The organism is Neisseria canis (assembly GCF_900636765.1).
GTDB classification, from domain to species: domain Bacteria; phylum Pseudomonadota; class Gammaproteobacteria; order Burkholderiales; family Neisseriaceae; genus Neisseria; species Neisseria canis.
Genome location: NZ_LR134313.1, coordinates 397664 through 423491 on the forward strand (window position 1 = coordinate 397664; position 25828 = coordinate 423491).

The 25828-nt window shown below is 51.9% G+C and carries 25 protein-coding genes and 1 tRNA gene; 2 read left to right on the top strand and 24 right to left on the bottom strand.

The features are described 5' to 3' along the window. Nucleotides 1–185: 185 nt before the first annotated feature. From EL143_RS01870 to sodA, 7 genes are all read right to left on the bottom strand, one after another. Nucleotides 186–938, bottom strand: coding sequence for an AraC family transcriptional regulator (locus EL143_RS01870; protein WP_085415439.1), 753 nt, complete (start codon nucleotides 936–938; stop codon nucleotides 186–188). A gap of 205 nt (nucleotides 939–1143) precedes the next feature. Then, complete coding sequence (locus tag EL143_RS01875; RefSeq protein ID WP_085415440.1) at nucleotides 1144–1536, bottom strand: hypothetical protein; 393 nt, start codon at nucleotides 1534–1536, stop codon at nucleotides 1144–1146. 113 nt (nucleotides 1537–1649) lie between these two features. Further along, nucleotides 1650–2126: a DUF4112 domain-containing protein gene (locus EL143_RS01880; protein WP_085415441.1), complete on the bottom strand. Its 477-nt coding sequence runs from the start codon at nucleotides 2124–2126 to the stop codon at nucleotides 1650–1652. A 182-nt stretch (nucleotides 2127–2308) separates the two neighbouring features. After that, entirely contained in the window at nucleotides 2309–2587 is a 279-nt protein-coding gene (locus tag EL143_RS01885; RefSeq protein ID WP_085415442.1) for a hypothetical protein, read from the bottom strand. An 86-nt stretch (nucleotides 2588–2673) separates the two neighbouring features. Further along, entirely contained in the window at nucleotides 2674–4137 is a 1464-nt protein-coding gene (gene betB, locus EL143_RS01890; RefSeq protein WP_085415443.1) for a betaine-aldehyde dehydrogenase, read from the bottom strand. Between the two features lie 294 nt (nucleotides 4138–4431). Beyond that, the gene (locus EL143_RS01895; RefSeq protein WP_085415444.1) at nucleotides 4432–5958 is read right to left on the bottom strand and encodes a family 20 glycosylhydrolase; all 1527 of its coding nucleotides are present in this window, start codon (nucleotides 5956–5958) and stop codon (nucleotides 4432–4434) included. A gap of 232 nt (nucleotides 5959–6190) precedes the next feature. Further along, nucleotides 6191–6814 carry a superoxide dismutase [Mn] gene (gene sodA, locus EL143_RS01900; protein ID WP_085415445.1) on the bottom strand — a complete coding sequence of 208 codons (624 nt, stop codon included), beginning with the start codon at nucleotides 6812–6814 and terminating at the stop codon, nucleotides 6191–6193. A gap of 216 nt (nucleotides 6815–7030) precedes the next feature. Between sodA and EL143_RS01905 the strand changes: the two genes are divergently transcribed. Continuing rightward, nucleotides 7031–7576 carry a hypothetical protein gene (locus EL143_RS01905; protein ID WP_232001321.1) on the top strand — a complete coding sequence of 182 codons (546 nt, stop codon included), beginning with the start codon at nucleotides 7031–7033 and terminating at the stop codon, nucleotides 7574–7576. 115 nt (nucleotides 7577–7691) lie between these two features. Then, nucleotides 7692–8780, top strand: a complete 1089-nt coding sequence (locus EL143_RS01910) for a class I SAM-dependent methyltransferase (protein WP_085415446.1) — start codon at nucleotides 7692–7694, stop codon at nucleotides 8778–8780. A 54-nt stretch (nucleotides 8781–8834) separates the two neighbouring features. Here the strand turns inward: EL143_RS01910 and EL143_RS01915 are convergent, their stop codons facing one another. The 17 genes from EL143_RS01915 to yccS all read right to left on the bottom strand — a co-directional run bounded on the left by EL143_RS01915 (nucleotide 8835) and on the right by yccS (nucleotide 25818). Beyond that, on the bottom strand, nucleotides 8835–10076 hold the full coding sequence (locus tag EL143_RS01915) for an aromatic amino acid transporter (protein WP_085415447.1): 1242 nt from the start codon (nucleotides 10074–10076) through the stop codon (nucleotides 8835–8837). Between the two features lie 251 nt (nucleotides 10077–10327). Then, nucleotides 10328–10403 (bottom strand) — tRNA-Asn (locus EL143_RS01920). A 76-nt stretch (nucleotides 10404–10479) separates the two neighbouring features. Then, entirely contained in the window at nucleotides 10480–10950 is a 471-nt protein-coding gene (gene rlmH, locus EL143_RS01925) for a 23S rRNA (pseudouridine(1915)-N(3))-methyltransferase RlmH (protein ID WP_085415448.1), read from the bottom strand. A 20-nt stretch (nucleotides 10951–10970) separates the two neighbouring features. Then, nucleotides 10971–11363, bottom strand: a complete 393-nt coding sequence (gene rsfS / locus EL143_RS01930) for a ribosome silencing factor (protein WP_085415449.1) — start codon at nucleotides 11361–11363, stop codon at nucleotides 10971–10973. A gap of 277 nt (nucleotides 11364–11640) precedes the next feature. Then, nucleotides 11641–12906 (bottom strand): cell division protein FtsZ, encoded by a 1266-nt coding sequence (gene ftsZ, locus EL143_RS01935; RefSeq protein WP_085415450.1) that lies wholly within the window; start codon nucleotides 12904–12906, stop codon nucleotides 11641–11643. A 152-nt stretch (nucleotides 12907–13058) separates the two neighbouring features. Then, a complete protein-coding gene (gene ftsA / locus EL143_RS01940; protein WP_085415451.1) occupies nucleotides 13059–14294 on the bottom strand; it encodes a cell division protein FtsA in 1236 nt (411 codons plus the stop codon). A 27-nt stretch (nucleotides 14295–14321) separates the two neighbouring features. Then, a complete protein-coding gene (locus EL143_RS01945; protein ID WP_085415452.1) occupies nucleotides 14322–15059 on the bottom strand; it encodes a cell division protein FtsQ/DivIB in 738 nt (245 codons plus the stop codon). After that, nucleotides 15049–15960 carry a D-alanine--D-alanine ligase gene (locus EL143_RS01950; RefSeq protein ID WP_085415453.1) on the bottom strand — a complete coding sequence of 304 codons (912 nt, stop codon included), beginning with the start codon at nucleotides 15958–15960 and terminating at the stop codon, nucleotides 15049–15051. The genes EL143_RS01945 and EL143_RS01950 overlap by 11 nt, the downstream gene beginning before the upstream one ends. 77 nt (nucleotides 15961–16037) lie before the next feature. After that, nucleotides 16038–17435: a UDP-N-acetylmuramate--L-alanine ligase gene (murC, locus tag EL143_RS01955; RefSeq protein ID WP_085415454.1), complete on the bottom strand. Its 1398-nt coding sequence runs from the start codon at nucleotides 17433–17435 to the stop codon at nucleotides 16038–16040. Nucleotides 17436–17765: 330 nt separating this feature from the next. Further along, the gene (locus EL143_RS01960) at nucleotides 17766–18560 is read right to left on the bottom strand and encodes a thiazole synthase (RefSeq protein WP_085415455.1); all 795 of its coding nucleotides are present in this window, start codon (nucleotides 18558–18560) and stop codon (nucleotides 17766–17768) included. Between the two features lie 127 nt (nucleotides 18561–18687). Continuing rightward, nucleotides 18688–19131 carry an acyl-CoA thioester hydrolase YciA gene (gene yciA, locus EL143_RS01965; protein WP_009115759.1) on the bottom strand — a complete coding sequence of 148 codons (444 nt, stop codon included), beginning with the start codon at nucleotides 19129–19131 and terminating at the stop codon, nucleotides 18688–18690. A gap of 105 nt (nucleotides 19132–19236) precedes the next feature. Further along, the gene (gene thiS / locus EL143_RS01970; RefSeq protein WP_085415456.1) at nucleotides 19237–19431 is read right to left on the bottom strand and encodes a sulfur carrier protein ThiS; all 195 of its coding nucleotides are present in this window, start codon (nucleotides 19429–19431) and stop codon (nucleotides 19237–19239) included. A 138-nt stretch (nucleotides 19432–19569) separates the two neighbouring features. After that, complete coding sequence (locus EL143_RS01975) at nucleotides 19570–20727, bottom strand: FAD-dependent oxidoreductase (RefSeq protein WP_372338550.1); 1158 nt, start codon at nucleotides 20725–20727, stop codon at nucleotides 19570–19572. A gap of 11 nt (nucleotides 20728–20738) precedes the next feature. Continuing rightward, on the bottom strand, nucleotides 20739–21104 hold the full coding sequence (locus EL143_RS01980) for a TIGR02328 family protein (protein ID WP_085415515.1): 366 nt from the start codon (nucleotides 21102–21104) through the stop codon (nucleotides 20739–20741). After that, the gene (locus EL143_RS01985; RefSeq protein ID WP_085415457.1) at nucleotides 21101–22054 is read right to left on the bottom strand and encodes a LysR family transcriptional regulator; all 954 of its coding nucleotides are present in this window, start codon (nucleotides 22052–22054) and stop codon (nucleotides 21101–21103) included. Before EL143_RS01985 ends, EL143_RS01980 begins: the two co-directional genes overlap by 4 nt. A 361-nt stretch (nucleotides 22055–22415) precedes the next feature. Next, nucleotides 22416–23390: a GTP 3',8-cyclase MoaA gene (gene moaA / locus EL143_RS01990; protein ID WP_085415516.1), complete on the bottom strand. Its 975-nt coding sequence runs from the start codon at nucleotides 23388–23390 to the stop codon at nucleotides 22416–22418. 265 nt (nucleotides 23391–23655) lie between these two features. After that, a complete protein-coding gene (gene yccS, locus EL143_RS01995; RefSeq protein WP_085415458.1) occupies nucleotides 23656–25818 on the bottom strand; it encodes a YccS family putative transporter in 2163 nt (720 codons plus the stop codon). Between the last annotated feature and the right edge of the window lie 10 nt (nucleotides 25819–25828).

Here is a 25828-nt window from a genome sequence, read left to right on the forward strand (position 1 = left end):
TCACAAAACCGTCATACTCGGGCTTGACCCGAGTATCTCGAATTTCAGTAAGGCCGGGAGATACTCGGGTCAAGCCCGAGCATAACGGACGTACTTTGGTGCAAATTGCTTCACCTACCATTTGCACAAAACAGAAATGCCTGTCTGAAAACCCTTTTCAGACAGGCATTTCTATACGTTCGCTGTTATCTCGATTTCTTAAATTCAGACGGCGACAGCCCCACCAACGCCTTAAACTGCCGCGTAAACGCGCTGTGGTCGGCATAGCCGCAGCGGGCGGAAATTTCCGTTACCGACAAGCCCGTTTCCAGCATCGCCATCGCCGCTTCGATGCGCACTTTTTGAATGTATTGCGAAGGCGTGATGTGGAAAATCTTTTTGAAATAACGCTCGATTTGGGCGGTGGAAAGGCGCGAAACGGCTTCCAAGTCTTTCATTTTGATGCTTTGGTCGAAATGGCCGGCGATGTATTTTTCAATCAGCGCGATTTTTTTGTTCAGCTCGGGGCGGTTGCTGTCGTTGGTTTCCACGTCCACCGACACACCCAGCATGGCAATAACCTCACCCTGCGGATTGCGCACAGGCATTTTATGCGTGATACACCAGCCCAGTTCGCCCGAAGCATAAGTATGCAGCTCCAGCTTGTTGCTGATGATTTTACCCTCGCTCAGCACTTCCCTGTCCTGCTGCGTATAGCGCTGCCCCCATTCCGACTGAAACAAGTCTTCCGATGTTTTGCCGATCAAAGCGGCCATATCGGGCAATTGCAGGCGGTGCAGCAACGTATCGTTGGCATAAACGTATTGCGCCTGCGTGTTTTTTACAAAAAACACCGTGCTCGGCAGCACCTGCAACACAGGCGCAAACATGTTCAGGCTGCGGATGAGATCATTTAAATCTTGCGGCTGAACCGGGGGCGGGAGGAAAGCGGGTAGCATGGTTGGGTGCATCTGTGAAGGTTGCAGTAATAAAATATGCCGGAGCGACTACGGGCATCACACCTGATGCGCTTTGAGCATACGCCAAGTCAAAGCCATCGTCCAGCCTCTGTTTTCAGACAGGCATCCGATAAAAAACACAGGCCGAAACAACCGGCCTGTGTTCATATCAAAGCAACTGCTGTCTGATGGCAAAGGATAGCCGTTATTTGGTTTTGGCAGCATCCTTAGCTGCGTTAACCGCATCTTCGGCAGCATTTTTCGCATCATAAGCGGCTTCTTTGGTGGCTTGGGCTGCGTCATGAGCAGCTTCTTTTGTAGCCTGTGCTGCATCATGGGTAGCTTCTTTGGTGGCCTGTACGGCATCTTTTGCCTTATCTTTGGCTTCGGCAGCAACGTCTTTGGCGGCTGCGCTGGCCTCTGCGCCGGCTTCTTTCGCATTTTGTACCGCTGCGCCTACTGCGGAAGCAGCTTGGTCTTTAGCGTCTTTAATGTCTTCTTTTACCGCTTGTGCAGCTTCTTTGGTTTCTTGTTTGGCTTCTTGTGAACAAGCGCTCAAAGCGGCAACAGCCATAACGACAGCTAGAAATTTTTTCATATCGGTTCCTCTCGTAAAATAGATTGTTTGGGCTCGATTTAACCCGGCCTGCGGCAAATCATAACATATTTAGCCGCGCGTCCATAAAAATAATCCGGCGGTTGCATTCACATTCAGAACACGCCCGGCAGCCAATGATACAGTGCCACCAGTAAAGAAAACGTCCATTTAACCAGCATCACTATGCCTGCCAGCAAGAGCACTATTCCCACCACAGCCATCGCTGCCTGACGGTTCACCCGGCTTACCACAGCCTGATCTCCTACGGCAAAACCTTCAATCAGGGCGAGATTGCGTTTGTAGGATTTATTCACAAAGTCCAACACCTCGCCCAAAAACGGAATCAGGCCGATGAAAATATCCAGCAGGCTGTTAAACAAAATCACCAGCGTCAGCCGCGCCGAACGCAGCTTGACCGCCGACAAATACAAAAACACGGCATGAAAACTCTGCGACACGATATCGCCTGCCACAGGCACCAAACCGATCACGCCGTCGAGGTAGTTGTCATCGAGCCAATAACTGATTTTTTTCGCCGAATGGTAGCTGCGGCTGTGTTGAAGTGAGTCAAGTCTTTTCGGATGATTCATCGTAATCCCTTATTTTATGTTTTATGAAATGAAAATACGCAGGCTATACGCTGCGACGGCGCATCATAACAAATGCCTGTCTGAAAACCCGGAAAAAAGATTCGGACGGCTTGCGTTTGATACGAGAAGGTTTAAGGCGCGGGAAAAGTCAGGCTGTTGAACCCAAAAGCCGGAAGGGATTGTTAATCCAAACATTCGACATGAATGTCATACATATGCTTTTGCGCCTGTGCCAACAGGCTATCCCATTCTTCAGACGGCATCACGTCGTAGCCCAAACCGATTAAAGCCCGATCGAGCGAATCCTGCAAAGCCCATACGGCGCGCCGTTCTTCTTCCGTCCATGTTTCATATTCGCGCAGGGCGGAAAGCCTGTCTGAAAGCGTTTGACACAGCATCAGCACATGGCCGAGGCTGAGTTCGACGTTTACTGTGTGCCGCATGGAATGGTCGGGCTTCATGGTAATCCTTTGGGATGAAAGGCCGTCTGAAAAATAAGAAGTATCGGGTTTTCAACCGGCTGAATTAAACCGCTTTTCAGACGGCCTCAAAACACCGATTGGTAATCCCCCAGCTCCACCAGCACCGATTTGGTTTGGGTGTAGTGCATCAGCGTTTGGATGCCGTTTTCGCGGCCGATGCCGGATTGTTTGTAGCCGCCCACGGGCATTTGCGCGGGCGATTCGCCCCAGGCGTTGATCCAGCAGATGCCTGCCTGAAGCCGGCCGATGATGCGGTGGGCGCGTTTGATGTCGGGCGTAACCACGCCTGCGGCCAAGCCGTATTCGGTGTGGTTGGCGCGCACGATCACTTCTTCTTCGGTGGTGTAGGCCAAAATGCTCATCACGGGGCCGAAGATTTCTTCGCGGGTAATCGCCATATCGTCGGTGCAGTCGGTGAACACGGTAAGGGCAACATACGCACCGTGTTCCATGCCGTTTTCTTTCAGACGGCCTCCGCCCGCCAGCAGCCGTGCGCCTTCCGCTTTGCCTCGTTCAATGTAGCCCAGCACTTTTTCCATGTGCGCGAAACTGGCCAGCGGGCCGAAGTTCACATTGTGGTCGAGCGGGTCGCCGGCGCGGATGCGGGCTACGCGCTCCACCACTTTGGCTTCAAACGCTTCTTTTTTGTTCACCGGCACAAACACGCGCGTGCCGTTGGTGCAGACTTGGCCGGAGCTGTAAAAATTGGCCATCAGGGCAATGTCGGCGGCAAGGTTCAAATCGGCATCGTCGCAAATAATCAGTGGTGATTTGCCGCCCAGCTCCATCGTGACTTCTTTCAGGGAAGACGCGGCGGCTTGCGACATCACTTTTTTGCCGGTCGCCACACCGCCGGTAAACGACACTTTGGCAATCTGCGGATGGTTGCTCAAGGCCTCGCCCACGCGCCAATCGCCTTGAACCACATTAAACACGCCGTCGGGCAGACCGGCTTCGGTGAAAATTTCCGCCAGTTTCAGCGCGCCGGTGGGCGTCACTTCGCTGGGCTTGAAAATCATGGCATTGCCCGCCGCCAGCGCGGGAGCAGCTTTCCACATGGCAATCTGAATCGGATAATTCCACGCGCCGATGCCGGCCACCACACCCAACGGCTCTTGGCGGGTGTAGGCAAAAGCGGAATCGCGCAGGGGAATTTGGCGGCCTTCGATCGCCTGCGCCAAACCTGCATAATATTCAATCACATCTGCGCCGGTAACAATATCGACATACAGGGTTTCAGACAGGGGTTTGCCGGTATCTAAGGTTTCGATGCGCGCCAATTCGTCGTTGCGTTCGCGCAAAATGGCCACGGCTTTGAGCAAAATGCGGCTGCGTTCCACAGCGGTCATCGCCGCCCAAACCTTTTGACCCGCCAAGGCCGTCTGAACGGCGGTTTCGATTTCTTCGGCACTGCTTTGCTGAACGGTAGATAAAACATCACCGTTGGCAGGGTTGATATTGCTGAATGCTTCGGCTTGGGAGTCGGCGGTTACATAAGCGCCGTTAATATATGCGGTGAGTGTTTGCATGGAAACTCCTTGTATTTTCTGCACGGCAATACGTTTTTACTGCGTTTGCCGCTTGAATTGACGGCTTTGCGCGGCTGCCGCGCGGCCATAAGATGTTGCAACTTCGACATGCCCGGAGCACGATGGGATTATGATACGGCGTGTTGGCGTTACCTATCTTTAAATAGATTGGATTGATACCTACTATCCGTTTTACCATAACATATTTAAAAAAGGCTGTCATGGCACAGGCGCAGAACAATGCCTGTCTGAAAAATGTTTTCAGACAGGCATTGTGCAATCGGGAATACGGGATTAGCCGGCAAACAGCTCAATAGGCACTTTTTTATCTATCCACAAAGTATTGTCCAGATATTTATAGGCGCGGTAGTTTACCCCTTCTTTTTCGGCAATGTCTTCGGTTTTCTGCCAATGGCCGTTCAGCACCACTTTGTTGTTTTCCGCGCCGCGCACCCAAACGTTGAGGTTTTTCCGCTTCTGCAACGCCTGCTCCTGCAACAAATGCAGGCTTTCGGTGCCGTTGTCTTGCAGATTAAGCGCTTCGCCGTCCTGAATCAGCGACCAATCCACATAGCTTTGCTTGAGCGAATTACCGGAAAGCACTGCCAGATTCTGCATCAGTTTATCGCCCGAATCGGATTCGGAACGGGTTTTTCGGATGATGGATTCCAGCAAACCGGACGTATATTTCTGAATGGTTTTGCTGCTCATCGAACCCGCGTTTTCGCCCCAGATGGCAAGCGCGGCACCCATGATTTTACTGGTGTCTTTGATCGCGTTTTTCTGGTTTTCACCATCCCACACGCCGAGGCTCCAGCGGTTGATGATGTCGCGCGTGGCAAAATCGCTGTTATAGGAAGTGCCCCAATCCTGCTTCGGGTTGACATACAGATAATAAGAGTTGTAGTTCAACACGTTGAAGCCCCTATCAATCAGCTCGGGCATGCTCACGCGGATTCTGCGGCGCTCCTGGGCGGTTTGTTTGTTTTCCACATCGCCGTCATAACTCCAATAAGTTACTTGGATTTCATGGTTGAGCTTGTCTACGGTGGCTTTGATAATGCCGTCGTTCCATATGCGGGTGGTCAATCCTTTTTGCTTGAGAAAGGTTGCCAATTCATTGGCATACGCAATAAATTCGTGATTGCTGTCGACACTGTAGCCGAATTCGTCGCCGCCGATGTGGAAATGGCTGCTGCTGTTGCCAAACGCATCGGCAACTTCGCCAATCAGCGATTTCATAAATGCAATGCTTTCCGGATTGGTAATATTGATTTCTTCATCGGAATAACGGGATTTGATTGCATTGACAAAATCTTTGCCGCGGTGTGCTTCCAGCAGCGTGAAAATCGTGGTCATGTGGTTGGGGCTGTCCACCTCGGGAATCAGATCGATGTTTTTCGATTTTGCATACGCTTTGATTTCTTCAAGCTGCTCAAAGCTTAAGAAAGGCTTGTTTGTCAAAGGGTTGATATACACACCGTCTGCATTGCGCTTGGCGTCGGCCGCGCGCTGGTTCAGGATTTTGCTTTCCAAAGCATAGTTTTCGTGATCGGAAAAATGCAGATGCAGGAAATTGCCGCCGGAGCGGGCAATGGTATCGATAAAATCTTTAATCACGCTTACCGGATAAAAGTGGCGGGCGGTGTCGAGCATCAGGCCGCCTTGCTTCGGCGCCATTGTTTGTGCGGCTGAATTCATCAGGATTTTTTCAGGATCGGTTGAGGCTTGCGAAAAGCCGACGGTACCGGCAGCCGCCACTATCAGCAGCAACGCCAATGCTCGCTTGAGGCGCGGCATTTTGGATGTGTTTTTACTCATAATAATGTGTTGTGTTGCGTATGTTTTATTGGCATACCTATATTTTATACCAATTGCATATTAAGTTGTGCAATCTTTGAATTAAGATTGTGACAGATATTTCCTCTAATGTTCGAAAACCGGGTTTAAGCGGCACGGAAAACACCCTGCGTGCTTTTTCATTGTGTTTCAAATAAATAAAACCATGCCTGTCTGAAATGTTTTCAGACAGGCATGGCGCGATTATAGCATGTTATGCTGTTTGCGACTCAAATCTGCGTGCGGCCTCATCCCAGTTGACAACATGCCAGTATGCTTTCACATAATCCGGCCTGCGGTTTTGGTATTTCAGATAATAAGCATGTTCCCACACGTCCAAGCCGATAATCGGATAGCCTTTGCAGCCGGCAACCGCTTCGCCCATCAGCGGGGAATCTTGGTTGGCGGTCGACACCACTTTCAAACGCCCTTCATCCAACACCAGCCATGCCCAGCCCGAGCCGAAGCGGCTGGCCGCTGCTTTTTCAAATTCGGCCTGAAAGTTTTCCACCGAGCCGAAATCACGTTCAATGGCCTCTTTGAGACGGCCAGACAATTGCGTGCCCTGCTTGAGGTTTTTCCAGAAAAATGCATGGTTGGCATGGCCGCCGGCATTATTGCGCAACACGGTTTGCTTGTCGGCAGGCAATTCGTTTAAACGGGCAATCAGCTCCTCTACCGGCAATCCGGCAAATTGCGGCAGGCTTTCCAGCGCGGCATTGGCATTGTTTACATAAGCCTGATGGTGCTTGGTATGATGGATGTTCATCGTCATCTCGTCAAAATGCGGCTCCAGCGCATCATAGGCATAACCGAGTTCGGGCAGTGTGTAAGCCATAAAATCTCCTTTCTTGAACGAACCAGTTAATTTGCTTTATTTATGATAATAATTATTATTTATATGTAATGCAAGCTAAGAAGCCTGTCTGAATACTTTTCAGACAGGCATTTGTATTTGTAAGAAGCCGTAAACTTGTGTCAAAATACACATATCGAATTAAATTAGCATTTTCTTTATTTATTAACAGCACATTCTCATCACAAAGGAGCTCGTATGAAATCTTCTCTCTCTACTCTTTTAACCATCAGCGCCGTTTTGGCTTTGTCAGCCTGCGCAGGTAAAAGCCAACCTGAAAACCAGGCACTGGAAACTCGCTCTTCCGAAGCGAAAAGCCAACCGGCAGCAAAAAGCCAGCCGGCTGCCGCATCCGGCGGAGCGTGCCGCAGCATAGGTGAAGGCCATAAAGTGAACAATAAAGGCAAAAACGATGCTTATATGTGTTCTGCTTCTGCCGCACTCAATTCACAAGAAGCGAAGGAAGTATTGGACTCTTCCATTAAAGTCAGCTACGGCAGCACCGGCGGTAAAACCATGGTATCCCGCCAAGTGGCCAACGCCGTGGGCAAAACGCCTGACCAAACCTGCCAACGTGCATTCTTAAGCGCCGTAAAACGTTTCCAATCTACCGCCGCTAAGAAAAACGCAAAATCAGTACGTTTGGTTAGCTATTTCGACAAGCAAACCAAAGGCGGCAGCGAATACGAATGCCACATCGGCACTTGGAACAGCCGCGTAGTGCTTAAAGGCAGCGTGCATTAAGCCTTGTAAACCAAGCAAGCCGTTTGAACTATGTCAAACGGCTTGCTGGTTGTTTAAAGATACCTTTTATTTACGATACAATGCCCACTACATAATTCACATTTCCGGAACCATAATGAAATTATCCCCCGTTTTAGAAGAACGCTATTCAACCGAGCGATTCTCTGCAGGTGCCGCGCAACGGTTGGCCCAAGAAATCGCTTTCGGCCCGATTGTTTTTCAAGTTTCGCGGCTCATGGTTAAATTCGGTATCCTCGACCGCTTAAACGAGCAGCAGGAAAAAGGAATGTCTTTAGAAGAAATTGCCGAAAGCGCCGGCCTCAGCCGCTATGCAGCTCAGGTATTGCTCGAAGCCTCGTTGTCTATCGGCACCGTGCTTGTGCAAAACGGACGGTATGTCATCAGCAAAGCGGGGTGGTTTTTGCTTAAAGACAAAATGGCTCGGGTGAATATGGATTTTGTGCAGGAAATTTGCTATCAAGGCATGTTTGACTTGGAAGCCACCCTGCTAAGCGGCAAACCCGAAGGGTTGAAAGTGTTCGGCCAATGGCCGACCATTTATGAAGGCTTATCGCAACTTCCGGCCGAAGCGCGGGAAAAATGGCTGGCTTTCGACCACTTTTATTCCGACAGCGCTTTTCCCGAAGCTCTGAAAATCATTTTTTCCAAACCGGTTAAACGCCTGCTTGATATCGGCGGCAACACCGGCCGCTGGGCGCAGCAATGCGTGGCACACAACGCCGAAGTAGAAGTAACCATTATGGATTTGCCGCAGCAGCTCGGCCTGATGCGCGAAGCCGTAGCAGGCAAGCCTGGAGCAGAACGCATCCACGGCCATCCCGCCAACCTGCTTGATGCGTCCTCACCCTTCCCGAAAGGCTTTGATGCCATATGGATGAGCCAGTTTCTCGACTGTTTTTCCGAAGATGAAGTGACCTGCATTCTGCAACGCGCTGCCGACTCTATGGATGCCCACACCGACCTCTACATCATGGAACCCTTTTGGAACAGGCAGCAATACGAAACCGCAGCTTATTGCCTCACTCAAACCAGCCTCTATTTCACAGCGCTGGCCAACGGCAACAGCAAAATCTATCATTCGGAAGATATGGCCCACTGCATCAACCGTGCCGGCTTGAAAATAGAATCCGTTCACGACGGCATCGGTTTGGGACATACCATTCTTCGTTGCAGGACAATTTAACAACAATGCCTGTCTGAAAACATTTTTCAGACAGGCATTCTGATTCACATTTGCTTAGCCCTTAAACACAGGCACCCAACCCCATTGGCTCAACAATTGCGCTGCAATATTAACCACTCCAAACACAAACACCCACACCATCAGCCACACACCGCCATACACACGATAATTATCACTCGTACCGAATTTTTTCCGCGCCTTATAAAGCATCATGGCCGGCACGATGGAAGTCCACACCGCAGCCGCCAATCCCACATAACCGATAGCCGTTACAAAACCGGTAGGCAGCCATAAACAAAGCAGCAAGGGCGGCAGAAACGTAATGGCCGCCGTTTTGGTTCTTCCCGCAAAATCATCGGCAAATTTAAACATATCGGCCAAATAATCAAACAACCCCAAAGTCACGCCCAAAAACGAAGAAGCAATTGCCATATAAGCAAAAAAGCTCAGAATCTTCCCCATTGCCCCTACTTGAACATACTTGGCAAGATTTTCAATCAACACCCCCACATCACCGTCGGCCGCAATAACCGGCGCAAAAGCCGAACGCGGCAAATTGCCTTGCACCGCCAACTGCCACAAAACATAAATGGCTAATGCAATCAGCGTACCCAACCATAAAGCCTTGGCGACTTTGGGTGCATCATGCTGAAAATATTTGAGCAGACTGGACACATTGCCGTGAAAGCCAAATGAAGCCAAACACACAGGCAACGCAGCGGCAATATAAATCCAATAAGCAGCATCCGCAGGAGCGGTATGATCCAACAAAACCGGCACCTGCACGGAACCCAGCAAGCCGCCTGTGGCCCATAAAAACGCAATAATCATACCGCCCAGCAACACACTCGCCACCCGATCGACCAAACGCGCCGACAACCACACACACCCGGCAAAAACCGCAGTAAACAGCAACTGCCCCACATACAAAGGCTGCTCCGATGCGCTGAGTGAACCGACTGCTTGCGCAGTGAGATTACCGCCCACAAATATATAAGCATAAGTGAGCAAGTAAAGCACAAACGCAACCGCCAACCCGTTCACAATATTCCAGCCTTTACCGAGCAAATCCTTTACCATCGTATCAAAGCTCGAACCGTAAGGATAATGGGTGTTGACCTCTAAAATCATCAAACCACCCGACAACATGGAAAACCATGTGTACACCAACACCGCCAACGAACCGATAAACCAAATACCGGAAGTGGCCGTGGGGTTCGCAAACATGCCGGCACCAATAACTGTGCCGGCAATCAACAAAGCGCCACCGATCAGCGATGGTTTTTTAGCGGGCATAATTGTCCTTTCTGGTATGTGAAGTTTATCTCTCTGAAACTGAATTTCTATATAGCCAATCAACTTGATTTTTATTGCGGCATTGCTGCGCCCTAACTCAAAGAGAACGATTTGGTAAGCTGCTGAAGCAGCAACAAAATGAGTCCCGTACTACCTATGCTGTCTTCGGCTTGCTGCCTCTATTAAAAATGTGTTGATTAACCATAGCATAATAGAAAACGAGCCTGAGTGTATCACTCAGGCTCTGAATTTGGCTCCCCGACCTGGGCTCGAACCAGGGACCTGCGGATTAACAGTCCGTCGCTCTACCGACTGAGCTATCGGGGAATAGAAAGAAATTATATCGGGCACATTTTTTCCTGTCAAGCATTATCCGCATTTAGCGTTTCAGACAGGCATCGGATTATTCACGGTGATACGGATGGTTATTCAAAATAGATGCAGCACGGTACAGCTGCTCGGTGAGCAACACCCGCACCATGCCATGCGGCAAAGTCAGATTAGACAAACGCATCATCAAACCGGCCTTCTGCTTCACAGCATCCGTCATACCGTCTGCACCGCCGATGACAAAGCAAACATGCTCGCCATCACGCTGCCATTGCGCTAAATAACCGGCAAGCTCAACGGAAGTAGGCGCTTTTCCCCGCTCATCCAAAGCCACCAAAAAAGCTCCGTTCGGTATCGCCTCCAGAATCCTACGCTCCTCCGCCAACATACCTTGCGACGCATTCACGCCCGCGCCACGCTTTTCCGGTTTGATTTCTTTGATGGTATAGTGAATATCCCGACCAAATCTTTTGGCATATTCTTTAACTGCCTCGTCAACCCAGCCCGACATTTTTGTACCTACGGCTAAAACCGTGATATTCATTACCCTCACCTGTATAACGGTTAATTATCCGCCGCGTGCCAAGGCTTTTGTGCTCCGGCATGGAAAGAAGGTTTTTCACCGCCCCATAAGGCTTCAATGTCATAAAAATCCCGTACTGCCGGCAGCATCACATGTACAAGAAGATCTCCCGCATCAACCAATGCCCATTCACCCGAATCCTGCCCTTCGCTACTTAAGATTTCAAAACCTGCTTCTTTTAAATCTACCGCCACATTGTTAACCAACGCTTTGACCTGACGTGTACTGTCGCCACTGGCAATAATCATACGGGCAAAAAGCGAGGTTTTCCCGCTTGTATCTAATACAGTAATGTCTTTCGCTTTCACATCTTCCAATGCGTTTACAGCAATATCCGTCATACGTTGTAAATCTTGCAGCTCTTGCTCTGTCATTTAATTTCCTGAAATATATAAGTGTTGGTTTTAAATATTCTATATTCTAGGAGTAAGAACTCTATGTCTTACAACGAGAAAAAATATAAGTTACCAACATTGATAAAAATAATATCAAACCAATAATAACAAGTGTTTACTGTAGATTCATCAGATAATATAGTGAATAAACATGTCTTGTTACTGTTTCCATTTGCTTTTTCAGACAGGCATTGAAGTATGCCTGTCTGAAAAAATAAGCCAGGCATATGCCCAGCTTATTTCACGTTCTGCTTGATTAATCGTTACGATTATTTTGATTTTGCTTGCGGCGCAGCATTGCTGGAATTTCCAAATCATCTAAAATGGTTTGATTGGAAAAATCAGCAGCTGATAAATCCATTTTTCTGGCACCGCGTCCGGAACGGATCACATTATCCAAAGTAGGATAGCTGCGCTCTTCTGTCATTCTGGCAGCGGCAGTCATCTCATCAAGTTCGTCCGCACCATAAGGATTGTGGCGTCCGACATGCCCACCAAAAGACTGGCTTCGCCCCCCTTGTCTTACACCGCTTTGATGCGTCGGTTGGGTATAGTTTTCTTTCAAACCGGTGGCAATAATGGTAACACGGATGGCGTCTTCCGGCATATCTTCATCTTCAGATGTGCCATATTTACGCTCTGAATCAGGATGCGCATATTCGTTCACCACACGCATAATTTCACGGTATTCAGACATTTTCAGACAGCCAGGAGCAGTCGTGATATTTACCAATACACCGCGGGCACCATCAAGGCTCACATTGTCGAGCAGCGGGCTGGCAATCGCTTGTTCAGTAGCCAAGCGCGCACGGTCAACACCTTGAGCAGAACCCGAACCCATCATAGCCATACCTGTAATGCTCATTACGTTTTTCACGTCGGCAAAATCAAGGTTGATAAAACCGGGGCGGGTTACCACTTCGGAAATACCTGCAACCGCAGCATGCAATACATTATCAGCTGCTTGGAATGCTTCACGCACGGTTACATCTTCACCCAAAGCAGTCATCAATTTATCATTCGGAATCACAATCAGTGAATCCACTTGGCTTTTCAGCTGCTCAATACCCTGATGGGCAATATTGATACGTTTGCCTTCGTGTTCAAACGGACGTGTCACAACAGCAACCGTTAAAATGCCCAATTCTTTAGCGATTTCCGCAACAACAGGAGCCGCACCGGTGCCGGTGCCACCGCCCATACCGGTTGTAATGAACAGCATATTGGAACCACGGATGGCATCCGCAATAGCCTCACGATCTTCTTGAGCCGCCGCACGACCTACTTCCGGATTGGCACCAGCACCCAAACCGCGCGTAAGGTTGGTACCCAATTGAATCCGTTTAGGCGCTTGATTTTTGCCCAATGCTTGCGCATCGGTATTGGCACTGATAAATTCAACACCTGCAATGGTGTTGTTAATCATGTTGTTAATCGCATTACAGCCGCCGCCGCCGATACCAATTACCTTAATTACCGCAGGGCTTGCGGCAGACTCTACTACGTCATAAACCAAATCCATTTAATATGCTCCTCAGCGCCCTGCGTTAGGACGTACAAAAATTTTTGCAAATAAGTGTTATTATAAAGAACTCTTTATTACTTGTATACTTGGCAAAAGCGTTCTTTTCGGCATCTTGAGCGATTGTTATAACGATTTCACGCAACTTTCAATTAAAAGTTATTTCTTAACCAATCTCTGATTTTCGTCCACAAACTTTCTTTGCCGTTACCGACCGCTACCGCACCGCTCACATGCTTGCCTTCCAACTCTCCGCGAGCCGCTTGCAGCAGACCGATGGCCGTGGCATAACGCGGGTTTCTGATGCGCTCTGACACGCCGGCCATATCTTGGGGTACGCCGATACGGGCGGGCACTTGGAAAATTTCTTCGGTTAACTCTATCATGCCGGGCAATAAAGATGCTCCACCGGTTAATACCACACCTGAATTCAACACTTCTTCCGGAAAGCCCGAACGTCTTAATTCATTCAGTGTCAACTCAAGAATTTCTTCTACGCGCGGCCCTATCACTTGAGCCAATACGCTGCGTGGAACTTGGCGCATCGGCCGGTCGCCCACGCTGGGCACTTCCACCATTTCATCTTCCATATCCATATCGGCGATGGCCAATCCATGATGGATTTTGATGTATTCGGCATGCACATAAGGCGTTCTCAATGCATGGGCAATATCGCTGGTAATCAAATCGCCTGCTACCGGAATAACCGCAGTATGGCGGATGGCGCCGTTGGTATAAACGGCAATATCTGTGGTGCCGCCACCGATATCAATCACGCACACGCCCAAGTCTTTTTCATCCTCAGTCAACACCGCCTGCCCGCTCGCCAAAGGCTGGAGCATGATTTGTTCCATGTGCAAACCGCAACGGTTCACGCATTTTTGGATATTCTGTAAAGCGGTAATGGCTCCGGTGATGATGTGGACACGGGTATCCAGCCGCACGCCGCTCATGCCTATCGGCTCCTTAACGCCCGGCTGGTTGTCAATGATGTATTCCTGCACTACGGTATGCAGAATATTATGATCAGGCGGAATATTGATGGCTTTAGCCGTTTCAATTGCGCGGTCGATGTCGGCTTGGGTTACTTCTCCGTCTTTGATTTTGACTACGCCTTGCGAATTCATGCTGCGGATATGATTGCCTGCAATACCGGTGGTTACGCTGTCAACCTTGCTGTCGGCCATGCGTTCGGCTTCTTCCATTGCCTGCTTGATGGCTTGTGCGGTTGCATCGATATTGGTTACCATGCCTGCTTTCAAGCCGCGTGAAGGCGCCTGCCCCAAACCGACAATATGGATTTCGTTGTCGTCTCCTATCTCGCCTATCAGAGCAATCACTTTAGATGTGCCGATATCCAATGCGCTGATGTATTGTTTGTTAATCATAATATTCCATTCGATGAATTCGATTTGTTAATCTTCTTGTTGGTTTTCGTTCGCCGGGGCCGGGCTTTCTGCCGCTTTTTTGCGTATGGCAAAGCCGTCTTTATAGCGCATATCCACATAATCCAATACGGCTTGCTGCGGTTTCAATATGCTGCGCCACACTTCGGCAAACCGGGTTAGGCGCTCTTTTTCTTTTTCGCGCCCTAGGTGGACGGTAATATGGTTGTCCAGCTCTACCGACCAGGCGGAACGGGGGGTATAAATCAGTTTCTGGATTTTCAAATTCAGCGGAACAAGCTGCTGTTGAAACAGCTCGTAATGTTCAGCCATATTTTTTTCAGTGCCCGGCTCGCCTTCAAACACGGGAAAGACTTCATCGCTGGACGCTTTGAAAATTTTTCCGCTGCTGCTGACCAGCCTGCCGTCTTTCCAACGGGCAACCGGCTGATGCTCCGCCAACTGGATTTCGACCGTGTCGGGCAACTTCCGGCTGACCACAACCGTGTCTATCCAGGGCATGGATTCAAATGCGACTTGGGCACCGTTCAAATCTGCTTGGAAAATATTGCCGCGCATGTATTCTTGTGCAATTTTTTCCAATTCCGTGCTGTTTGTACGCGCCAAATTGCCTTCTATTTTAACCTGTTTAATCGGGAAATAGGTGGAATTATACAACCATGCAATAATCACGCCCAAACACAGCACAACAGCCAGCAGAATCAGCCAGCCTCTGAAACGGCGAAAGGGTTTTAGCTTATCCGACATGTGCGCTCTTTAGTATTTCCACGCACAAATCGGCAAACGGTATGCCTTGCTGTGCCGCCGCTTTCGGAACCAAACTGGTAGCGGTCATGCCCGGCAGGGTGTTCACTTCAAGCAAATAGAGTTTGCCTTGTTCGTCTTTCAAGAAATCGACGCGTCCGTTGCCTTCGCCGCCTATCGCCTCGAATGCGCGGATGGCCAGTTCACCCATCTGTTTTTCTTCCGCTTCGCTTAAGTCAGACGGACAAAGGTAAACCGTATCGTCCCGCTCGTATTTGGCTTCCTTGTCGTAAAACTCGTTTTTCGGAATAATCCGTATGCTGGGAAGGGCTTTGCCGTTGAGTACGGAGCAGGCGTATTCGCCGCCGCCGATAAATTTTTCCGCCAAAATTACGCCGTGCATGTGCTTGATGGATTCATAAGCGGCTTTGAGGCTGCCGGCTTCTTTCACTTTAATCACGCCGACGCTACTGCCCTCTGCGGCAGGCTTGGCAAAAAGCGGCAGACCGAGTTTGCGCTCAACCGCATCAAAATCGGTTTCATCCGTCAAAACGGCATAATCCGGCACCGGCAAATCCAATGCTTTCCAAAGCAGTTTGCAGCGGTATTTGTCCATACCGATGGCCGAAGCCAAAACGCCGCAACCGGTGTAAGGAATGCCGAGCATTTCGAGGGCGCCCTGCACCACGCCGTCTTCGCCGCAGGTGCCATGCAGAATATTAAAGGCAACATCGAACTGCTGAGTTTTCAATTCGCCCAGCGGCGTTTCTTTCGGGTCAAACGCATGGGCGTCGATGCCTTTGCTTTTCAAAGCCGCCACAATCGCTCTGCCACTGCTCAACGAAACGTCGCGCTCACTGGAAAAACCGCCCATCAACACGGCTACTTTACCGAAATCCTGCATGTATCATCCTTTAATTTCTATACTCTGAATGCCTGTCTGAAACCCGTCGGGCTTTTTTCAGACAGGCATTGCCGTTCCTATTTGCAAGCATCCACCAAAGCCTGCGCGGTTTTGTTGATGCTGCCCGCACCCATAGTCAACACCACATCGCCGTCTTGCAGCACGTTCAGCAGGGTTTGCGGCAGTTGGTTCACATCTTCGCAATACATCGGTTCCACCTTACCCAGCACGCGGATGGCGCGGGCCAATGCGCGGCTGTCGGCTGCAACAATCGGCTCCTCGCCCGCCGCGTACACTTCGGTCAGTACCAAACTGTCTACCGTGGTTAATACGCCGACAAAATCTTCAAACAAATCACGGGTACGGGTATAGCGGTGCGGTTGGAACGCCAACACCAAACGTTTATCGGGATAAGCGCCGCGCGCCGCTGCCAGTGTGGCCGCCATTTCAACCGGATGGTGGCCGTAATCGTCAACCACCAAAGCTTTGCCGCCTTGCGGCAAGGCAATTTCGCCGTAGCTTTGGAAGCGGCGCCCTACTCCGGCAAAACCCGACAACCCTTTCCGAATGGCATCCACACCCGCACCGCATTCGAGCGCCACGCCGATGGCAGCCAACGCGTTCAACACATTGTGGCGGCCGGGCATGTTCAAAACAACGTCAAACGGCTCGACACCGCTTTTCGGCGCGTGCACGGTAAAGTGCATTTGGGCGCCTTCTGCGCGCATATCGGTTGCATAAATATCGGCTGATTCGTCCAAGCCGTAGGTGGCAAAAGGTTTGCTGACTTTCGGGATGATGGCGCGCACATGCTCGCTGTCGACACACAAAAACGCTTTACCGTAGAAAGGCATGCGGTGGATAAAATCCACAAACGCCTGATGCAGCTTTTCAACGCTGTGGCCGTAGGTTTCCATGTGGTCGGTGTCGATATTGGTTACCACCGACATCACCGGTGTCAGATGCAGGAAAGAAGCGTCGGATTCGTCTGCTTCGGCCACGATATACTGGCCGTGCCCCAGTTGGGCATTGGTACCTGCGGCGGTTAACTTGCCGCCGATTACGAATGTGGGATCCAAACCCGCTGCGGCCAAAATAGAAGCCGTGAGGCTGGTGGTGGTGGTTTTGCCGTGTGTGCCGGCAACGGCGATGCCTTCGCGGAAGCGCATCAGCTCGGCCAGCATCAGGGCGCGCGGAATCACGGGAATTTTCTGCGCCAGCGCTTCCACCACTTCGGGGTTTTCCCGCTTAACCGCGGTGGAAGTAACCACCACATCTGCTCCGTTTACATGCTCTGCCGTGTGGCCGGGATAAACCTGAATGCCCAAGCCTGCCAAATGGCGGGTTACGGCACTTTGCGCCTGATCGGAGCCGGAAACGGTAAAACCGAGGTTATGCAGCACTTCGGCAATGCCGCACATTCCCGAGCCGCCGATGCCGACAAAATGGATGTTTTTCACTCTGTTTTTCATCATATCCGTATTTCCAATCTGCACTTTTCAGACAGGCATTTGCGCTGTTGCGCAAGCCCTGTGGTTCGATTTTTAAAACCTGTTATTTTAAAGTGTGCAAAGAAGATACGCTATGATTTTTATACGTGCATGAAAATATTTTTCAGAAACTTACTTTCCCGCTCTCCGGATGCTTGCAGGCGGCAGTTTAAATGGATATTTTCTGCCTCTGCCATGTAACGGTAAGGATACCGTGATATTTGGACACCGCTTTGCGGGGTATTCTTTAACAAGCTGCTTTGCTATAACAAAAATGCCTGTCTGAAAACATTTCAGACAGGCATTTTGCCTTCTTCAATACTCCGCGGAATGCCAAAACGGCTGCCCCACAGTAGGCGTGCTGGCTTGTGCCTGTTCGCGCGGCTGCACGGGTTCGGCTCCGTATGCCAAGCGCCCCGCTTCCACCGCCAGCGCAAAGGCGTGCGCCATATCGGTGGGGCTGCCGGAGCGGGATACGGCGGTGTTGAGCAATACGCCGTCGTAGCCCCATTCCATTACTTGTGCCGCCTGCGAAGGCAGGCCTAAGCCGGCATCGATAATCAGCGGGGTTTCAGGCAGGCGTTCGCGCAAAACTTTCAACGCATATTCGTGCACCACGCCCAAGCCGGTGCCGATCGGCGCCGCCCACGGCATCAGCGCTTGACAGCCCGCATCCAACAGGCGGCGGCAGGCAATCAGATCTTCCGTGCAATACGGCAGCACTTTAAAGCCGTCGTCAATCAGGATTTTCGCGGCTTCGACAAGCTGGAACACATCGGGCTGGAGCGTGTCGTCGTCGCCGATCAGTTCGAGCTTGATCCAATCGGTTTCAAACACTTCGCGCGCCATTTGGGCTGTGGTTACGGCTTCTTGAACGCTTTGGCAGCCGGCGGTGTTCGGCAGGATGGGGATGTTCATTTCCTGAAGCAGCGCCCAAAAGCTCTGCCCGTGGGTTTCGCCGCCCGAACCGGCGCGGCGCAGCGACACGGTAATCATGGCGGGCTTGGCAACGGCCACCGATTGGCGCAGCATTTCGGTGGTGGGATAGGCTGCGGTGCCGAGCAGCAGGCGTGAAGGGAAGGTTTGATCGTATAGGGTAAATGGGTTCATGAACATTCTTTCGGGGCTATGGCCGATCCGCTTACATAATAACGATACCGTCATACTCGGGCTTGACCCGAGCATGACGAACGTACTCTTTTTCAGTTAGTTGGCTATACGCCTGTCTGAAAACGGTTTATCCGTTGATTAATGCTTTTTCCAAATCGGGGTTGTTTTCTCTGGGCACCGGGCGCGGGTTGCCTTCGGCGTCGATCGCCACATAGGTAAACACGGCTTCGGTTACCAGCTTACGGGCATTGTCTGCATTGTCATGCATGGGCTTTTTAATCCACACTTCGATTTTGATTTGCAGCGAAGTGTTGCCTACCCGCACGCAATAGCCGTAGCAGCAGACCACGTCGCCCACGCTCACGGGCCGGATAAACGCCATTTTTTCCACCGCCACGGTAACGACGCGCCCTTGTGCGATTTCGGCTGCCAAAATGCCGCCGCCGATGTCCATCTGCGACATAATCCAGCCGCCGAAAATATCGCCGTTGGGATTGGTGTCGGCCGGCATGGCGAGGTTGCGCAGCAGCAGGCTGCCTTTGGGTGATGTGTGTTCGGTTATCGTATTCATTTTAGGTTCTCTTTTCCGACGGACATACAATAACAATGTCCGCGCTTAATTTCACCACGCCGCACAAGCAGCTTCCTTTCATCTCCATTCCTTTTCAGACAGGCATCAGCCGCCCACTACGGGTTTGACGATATCGACTTTGTCGCCTTCGTTCAACACCGTTTCGGCATAACGGCCTTTCGGCACAAAGCCTGTGTTCACCGCCACAGCAAACGGCTTGGCCGGCTCGGTTTGTGCGATTAAATCGGCCACCGTCTGCCCGCCCAATTCAACGGCGTCGCCGTTTAAAATAATCTTCATAACCACCTCTCGGGATTAATGGAGCACACTGCTCCGGATGAAATCAGAATGCCTGTCTGAAACGGTTTCCCGTCAGACCCTTACCAACCGCTTAAGCATATAGCAATCCGCTTACATAATAACGATACTGTCATACTCTTAAGTTGATTCGCTATACATGGCGGCTTGACCGGGCATTTCAATACAAGGCAACGCAGTTTCGGCATCCTGCGGCAAGGGCTGCTGCCCGTCCATCAAAGCCAAAGCCAGCCGCACCGCCGCTCTGGTTACCGCCGGCGCAATCATAAAACCGTGGCGGAACAAGCCGTTCACTTCCATCACGCGCATTTCGCGGCTGAAACGGATTTCGGGATTATGGTGGTTTAAAGTCGGCCGCAAGCCTACCGCTATTTCCAACACCTGCGCCTCGCCAAACGCCGGATGCACGGCATACAGCGCCGACAACAATTCCAAACCCGAGCGCACGCTCACCGGCGCACGGCTTTCGCTTTCAATTTGGGTGGCACCGATCACAAACACATGCTGCTCTTTCGGCGCGATATAAAGCGGATAACGCGGATGCAGCAGCCGCACGGGGCGGTTGAGCGAAATTTCCGGCGCATACACCCGCGCTACTTCGCCGCGGATGCCGCGCAGCCTGCTGGGCGAAGGCGCGGCAGCACGGTTCCACACGCTTTGCGCGCCGAAACCGCGGCAGTCGATTACCCATTGGTAGCTTTGCCGCAAGGTTTCCACATCGGTTTCCGTGTGCCAATGGCAGGCAAGCTGCTGCTCCAGCGAGTCGGCCAAAGCCAGCAATACCTGCCGCCCGTCGAGCTGCCCTTCTTCGGGCAGATAAATGCCTGTCTGAAAACGCGGGGCAAGCTGCGGCTCGTGTGCGGCAATGTCTGCACGCTGCCAATGCTGCGCCACATCGCCTGCGGCGCGGTGCAAATGCTGCTCAAACTGAACCGCCAGCGGCTTATCCTGCGGGTGCCACACAATCAGGCTGCCGTTTTGCTGCATAAACACGGGTTTATCCAAACGGCTTAAAATATCGCGCCACAAGGGAATGCTCTGCCTGCCCAACGCCACCACCAAAGGCGTGGCTTCCACCGATTCCGCCGAAGGCGCCAGCATGGCGGCCGCCACAAACGCGGCGGCATCGCTGCCTTCGCGCGAACCTTTGTCGAACACATCCGCCTTAATGCCATGCTGCATCAGCTGCCAAGCCGTTAAGCGGCCTACCAGCCCGCCGCCCAATACGGCCACCATTGCGCCCCCTTTGTGCCGAAGGTCGGGCGATTCTGTTTTCATGTCAAACAACCTCATTCCAAAATAATGTTTTTGCCGCGCAAATTATCCAAACATTCCGCCATATAGGCATCGTCGTGCTCGGGATACAGCGGCGTTTGCGGCGGCACCGGCACCAGTTCGGCATAAGCCGCTTCGGTTTTGCCCCGATACAGCGGATCGAACCAGCGCCCGTCGGGCCGGTACCCTCGCCGTAGCATTTCCCGCATCACCAATTCGTGATAGAGAAACAGCAAATAAGGGGAATGCGCAAACACATAATTCACCGTGGCATGCGGCTTGCCCCAGCCGCCGCCGCGCAAAGCCGCGCATTCCCTGTGCTGCCCCAGCAATTGGGCGCGGGGCAGCTTTTCAATCAAATCCTGATGCCACAGCCTCATGAAGCGGATTGCTCCGGCCATTCGGCCATTTCCAGCACGCTGAGCCCCGGCAGGTCGGCAAAGCCTTTATCGCGCACAATCCGGCAGAAGTTTTCCAAATAGCTTTTGCCCGCGTCTTCCGCACGGATGGCGGCATAAAGCTCGCTTTGCAGGCCTTTTCGGGTGATTTTGCGCGAAATCACATAGCCTTTTTCCAGATACGGCATCACCGTCCAATAAGGCAGCGCGGCAATCCCGCGGCGGCTTGCCACCAATTGCACAATGGCAATCGTGAGTTCGCTGTGGCGGCGCGGCGGGTTGATGCCTTCGGGCAGCAGCACTTTGCGCAGTAAATCCAGCATATCGTCGGGCACGGGATAAGTAATCAAGGTTTCGTCCGCCCAATCTTGCGCTTCCCACACTTCTTTCTCCGCCAAAGGATGGTCGGGCGCACAAATGCCCACCATTTCGTAGGCAAACAAAGGCCGGTAGGCAATGCCGGTTTGCGGCACGGCTTCCGAAACAATGGCCAAATCGGCGCGGTGCGTGAGCAAAAGCCCCACCGGATCGGCCTGAAAACCCGACACGATATCCAATTCCACCTGCGGCCACAAGGGGCGGAACACGCCCATCGCGGGCATCAGCCAGTCGAAACAGGTATGGCATTCCACCGCCAGCCGCAATTCGCCCGCTTCGCCTTCGATAATCTGCGCCATATCGCGCTCTGCCGCGGCCACTTGCGGCAGCAGGTCGCGCGCCAGTTTCAGCAGCCGTTCGCCCGCCGGCGTGAAGCGCAGCGGGCTGGACTTGCGCTCGAACAGCGGCGTTTCATAATAATTTTCCAGCGCCCTGATTTGGTGCGACAGCGCCGACTGCGTTAAAAACACGCGCTTGGCCGCCAGAGACACGCTGCCGGTTTCTTCCAAAGCCAGCAGGGTTTTGAGGTGGCGCAATTCGATAATGGATTCCATAGCTTTTCAGACAGGCATAAACGGAGGCCTATATTAAAATAATTCATATTGACATGCAAATGATTGCAAATGGTGTATGCCTGTCTGAAAAAGATTCAGACAGGCATTGCAATGCCAACTGCTTGGCGGAATAAGGAATTTTTGGTTTTGCTTTATTTTAAGCTTGAGCTTCATGGTGGCGCGGCCATCGGGTTGGTACACAATACGCCGGGGTGCATTCCATGCAAAACCAGATCACCCCCATATAGTGAATCAACTTAAAAGTATGACGGTATTGTTATTATGTAAGTGGATTAACGATAAACACATGCCTGTCTGAAAACCGGTTTTTCAGACAGGCATGTGTTTAATCATGGAAGCTCTAGCCGCCGGTCAGTGCCATCACGCGGATGATTTTTTTCGGGTTTTCTACAAACTCATGTTTCTCCGGCTTTTTCATCACCGCATCGCGTATGGTTTGCTCCAATTCGGCATCGGTGCAGCCTTCGCGCAACATCGGACGCAGGGCTACTTTGTCTTCCTGCCCCAGGCACAAATGGATATTGCCGGTGGCAGAAAGGCGCACGCGGTTACAGGTGGCGCAGAAATGCTGGCTCATCGGGGTAATCAGGCCGAGGGTGAAACCGCCGCTGCGGCTTTGCCAATAACGGGCCGGGCCGCCGCCGATTTTGCCTTCGAACGGTACTAAATCAAACCGCCGCTGCAAATCGGCCAACACGGGCTGGAGGCTCACTTTGGCCTGCGCCTGCCCGGTTTCGCCCATGGGCATGGCTTCAATCAGGTTGAGGATGAAACCGTGTTCGATGCAGAACGCGACCATGTCGTCCAAATCGCGGTCGTTGATGCCTTGCAGCGGCACCATGTTGATTTTGATGCGCTCGAAGCCTTCTGCTTTGACGGCTTTGATGCCTTCGAGCACTTGCGGCAGGCAATCGGTGCCGGTGATGCTTTGCACGCAGTCGCGGCGCAGGCTGTCGAGGCTGATATTGAGGCGGCGCACGCCGGCTTGGCGCAGCGCGTGCGCGTGTTTGTGAAGCTGTGTGCCGTTGGTGGTGAGCGAAATATCTTCCACCCCGCTTTGGCGGTTAATCCCGGCCACCAAGTCGGTTAGACCTTTGCGCAACAAGGGTTCGCCGCCGGTTAAGCGGAAGCGCTTGGTGCCCAGCCGGGCAAATGCGGCGGCTACACGGCCTATTTCTTCGATGGTCAGCCAGTCTTGGGGAACGGCGAAACCTTTGAAGCCTTTGGGCAGGCAGTAGGTGCAGCGCAAATCGCAACGGTCGGTTACGGATATGCGCAGGTAATCTACGGTGCGGCCGAATGCGTCGGTTAACATGGCATGCTCGCTTGGTGGGTTGGCTGTGGCGGAAAGAGGCAACATCGGCTCTGCCGGCTGTTGGTCGGTTATATGTTTGATTCTAAGCTGGTTTGCAAAGATTGTTGATGCTGCCTTGTATTTAGTGCCTAGTTATTTCGGTGTATGGCAATGCCTGTCTGAAAGATGATGCCGGTGGCGCTTATAAGGATATGCGGCCTAACGCGGGGCGGGCCATAACGATGCCTGTCTGAAAACAGGAAAGCTTTTCAGACAGGCATTGTGTTCACGCAGCGGCCTGCTCGGAAAATTCTTCTTCAACCCGGCTTAAGGCCCGATAACAAGGTTCGAGCAAGTTGGTAATCATTACAAGCTGCTGCCACAAAACATTGCTTTGTTCGTCGTGGTATTCGATATTGTGCAAAACATCCAGCCGGCTGCGGATGGCCGCCATGCGCGCGGCAAAATCCTCCGGCTGCAAATCGCTGATGCGCTCCAGCGTATCGGCCAGCATGTCTGCTGCTTCGAAAAAAACGCCGAGAAAAGCCTGGTCGGTTTCGTTTTTATGGATTTGGTTGCGGTAAGCCCCCAGCGCGGAAATATAGCCGATCAGCGAATAGTTGATTTTCAACAGGCTGAAACCTTGCTGCAAACAATCGCCGTATTTTTCCGGCTCGCCCGACATATCCGACAAAGTGCTCGACAAAGCGGCCGCGCGCTCGTGCGCGTTGCGGCGGGCGCTGCGGTAGAGTACATGGTCGCCGCCGCCGTTTTTCAGCTGCTCCAAAATGCTTTTCAGATAGCCGGCATTCCCGTTCACCGCCTGCACGCCGGTTTTGTTCAAAGCCAAATAGTGCCAGTCCGGCCAGAGGTAAGACACGGCGGCCCAGGCCAGCATTGAGCCGATAACGGTATCGACCATCCGCCAGGGAATCGCGCTCACCGTATCGAAGCCGGCAATCGAAAAGCTGGTAAGCGCCTGTATGGTGATGAAAAAGGTGGAATAGCTGTATTTATTGGTGCGGAAGAAATAAAACAGCGTGGTCGATACCACCACCACAATCAGTTTGGTTTCCAGCGAAGGTGTGAAATAAGGCAGCACGGAACCTATCAACACGCCCGCCAGCGTGCCGATAATGCGCTGCTTGAGCCGCTTTTGCGTGGCCGAATAGTTGGGCTGGCACACAAACACGGCAGTCAGCAACACCCAATAGCCCAAGTGAAAATGGGTGATTTCCACCAAAGTGCAACACACCAGCGTAATCAGCGCCATGCGCACGGCATGGCGGAACGTGGCCGATTCCAAATTAAACTGGCCGGACAAGGCTTTCAGAATATTGCGCAAACCGCTGGCTTCGTGGTGCGCTATGCGGGTGGCGTCGCCGCTTTGCTCCTGCTCGGGATTGTTTTCCAGATTGCCGAGCTGGAGGTTCACGCCGTTGAGGTTGGCCGCCAGCCTTTGCAACGGGTGTACTTCGCTTTCCGCATGGTTTGCCGCGTAATATTGCAGCGATTGCGCCAAGCCTTTCGCAGAACGCGCCAAGCGTTCGTCATACACATACGCCGTGTTGTCGCGCAGGGCGGCGGCCACATCGCGGCACGCCTGCGCCTGCAATTCGAGCAAACGCTGAAAGCGGAAAATCAAATCGCTGTTTTTCAGCTTTTCGGCCATTTCCTGATACTGAACATGGCTGGAGCTGGCACGCTCGTGAATATCCTGCGCGGCAAAATAATAACGCAGCATCCGGCTGGTGCGCGGATGGCGGTGCTGGCCGCGCATCCGGTAAAACAATGCGCTGCGGCATTGGTTAAACGTTTGAATCACACGGCTGTTTTTCATCGCCAGCCGGATTTGCTTCTGCTCGATCTGCCACACTTCGTCGGGGTCGAAAAAATCGGCTTTGCCGTCCAGATAATCCGCCAGCGCAGAATACGCGGCAGCCATATTTTCCTGCACGGGGCGGTGGGGGAACACCAAATGGCAGAGCAGCGTAATGCCGCTATACAGCAGCGTGCCGATCAAAATCATCAGCGAATTAATGTAAAGCGGCTGCTCCGGCTCGTAGGTGAGCAAGGTATAAACCGACACCGCCAGCGTGCCGAACGCAATCGTGCGGTAGCGCACGCCCGCCGCGCCGATAAAGGTGAACGAAAACGCCAAAAGCGTCATCACCGGCACCAGCGCCCACGGTTTGCCCACGGAAAGCTGAGTGGACAGGGTGGACACGGTAAAGGCCAAAAGCGTGATGAAAATATTTTTGATGCGGCCCGTGAGCCGGTTGTCCAAATCCACCAGCCCGCCCGCAATCACGCCGAGTATCAGCGGAATCGCCTCCATACTCAGATTGAAATAACGTATCGCCAGCGCGGCCACGCACACGCTCAAAAAAACCGGTAACGTGGCAATCACTTTGGCGTTTACCGGCGGCGTTTTAACCATAAACCTCATAAATAATAAG

What these genes read in the sequence shown, in the direction of transcription:
- EL143_RS01870 (WP_085415439.1), bottom strand. Translation starts at nt 938, where the DNA reads ATGCTACCCGCTTTCCTCCCGCCCCCGGTTCAGCCGCAAGATTTAAAT.
- EL143_RS01875 (WP_085415440.1), bottom strand. Translation starts at nt 1,536, where the DNA reads ATGAAAAAATTTCTAGCTGTCGTTATGGCTGTTGCCGCTTTGAGCGCT.
- EL143_RS01880 (WP_085415441.1), bottom strand. Translation starts at nt 2,126, where the DNA reads ATGAATCATCCGAAAAGACTTGACTCACTTCAACACAGCCGCAGCTAC.
- EL143_RS01885 (WP_085415442.1), bottom strand. Translation starts at nt 2,587, where the DNA reads ATGAAGCCCGACCATTCCATGCGGCACACAGTAAACGTCGAACTCAGC.
- betB (WP_085415443.1), bottom strand. Translation starts at nt 4,137, where the DNA reads ATGCAAACACTCACCGCATATATTAACGGCGCTTATGTAACCGCCGAC.
- EL143_RS01895 (WP_085415444.1), bottom strand. Translation starts at nt 5,958, where the DNA reads ATGAGTAAAAACACATCCAAAATGCCGCGCCTCAAGCGAGCATTGGCG.
- sodA (WP_085415445.1), bottom strand. Translation starts at nt 6,814, where the DNA reads ATGGCTTACACACTGCCCGAACTCGGTTATGCCTATGATGCGCTGGAG.
- EL143_RS01905 (WP_232001321.1), top strand. Translation starts at nt 7,031, where the DNA reads ATGAAATCTTCTCTCTCTACTCTTTTAACCATCAGCGCCGTTTTGGCT.
- EL143_RS01910 (WP_085415446.1), top strand. Translation starts at nt 7,692, where the DNA reads ATGAAATTATCCCCCGTTTTAGAAGAACGCTATTCAACCGAGCGATTC.
- EL143_RS01915 (WP_085415447.1), bottom strand. Translation starts at nt 10,076, where the DNA reads ATGCCCGCTAAAAAACCATCGCTGATCGGTGGCGCTTTGTTGATTGCC.
- rlmH (WP_085415448.1), bottom strand. Translation starts at nt 10,950, where the DNA reads ATGAATATCACGGTTTTAGCCGTAGGTACAAAAATGTCGGGCTGGGTT.
- rsfS (WP_085415449.1), bottom strand. Translation starts at nt 11,363, where the DNA reads ATGACAGAGCAAGAGCTGCAAGATTTACAACGTATGACGGATATTGCT.
- ftsZ (WP_085415450.1), bottom strand. Translation starts at nt 12,906, where the DNA reads ATGGATTTGGTTTATGACGTAGTAGAGTCTGCCGCAAGCCCTGCGGTA.
- ftsA (WP_085415451.1), bottom strand. Translation starts at nt 14,294, where the DNA reads ATGATTAACAAACAATACATCAGCGCATTGGATATCGGCACATCTAAA.
- EL143_RS01945 (WP_085415452.1), bottom strand. Translation starts at nt 15,059, where the DNA reads ATGTCGGATAAGCTAAAACCCTTTCGCCGTTTCAGAGGCTGGCTGATT.
- EL143_RS01950 (WP_085415453.1), bottom strand. Translation starts at nt 15,960, where the DNA reads ATGCAGGATTTCGGTAAAGTAGCCGTGTTGATGGGCGGTTTTTCCAGT.
- murC (WP_085415454.1), bottom strand. Translation starts at nt 17,435, where the DNA reads ATGATGAAAAACAGAGTGAAAAACATCCATTTTGTCGGCATCGGCGGC.
- EL143_RS01960 (WP_085415455.1), bottom strand. Translation starts at nt 18,560, where the DNA reads ATGAACCCATTTACCCTATACGATCAAACCTTCCCTTCACGCCTGCTG.
- yciA (WP_009115759.1), bottom strand. Translation starts at nt 19,131, where the DNA reads ATGAATACGATAACCGAACACACATCACCCAAAGGCAGCCTGCTGCTG.
- thiS (WP_085415456.1), bottom strand. Translation starts at nt 19,431, where the DNA reads ATGAAGATTATTTTAAACGGCGACGCCGTTGAATTGGGCGGGCAGACG.
- EL143_RS01975 (WP_372338550.1), bottom strand. Translation starts at nt 20,727, where the DNA reads ATGAAAACAGAATCGCCCGACCTTCGGCACAAAGGGGGCGCAATGGTG.
- EL143_RS01980 (WP_085415515.1), bottom strand. Translation starts at nt 21,104, where the DNA reads ATGAGGCTGTGGCATCAGGATTTGATTGAAAAGCTGCCCCGCGCCCAA.
- EL143_RS01985 (WP_085415457.1), bottom strand. Translation starts at nt 22,054, where the DNA reads ATGGAATCCATTATCGAATTGCGCCACCTCAAAACCCTGCTGGCTTTG.
- moaA (WP_085415516.1), bottom strand. Translation starts at nt 23,390, where the DNA reads ATGTTAACCGACGCATTCGGCCGCACCGTAGATTACCTGCGCATATCC.
- yccS (WP_085415458.1), bottom strand. Translation starts at nt 25,818, where the DNA reads ATGAGGTTTATGGTTAAAACGCCGCCGGTAAACGCCAAAGTGATTGCC.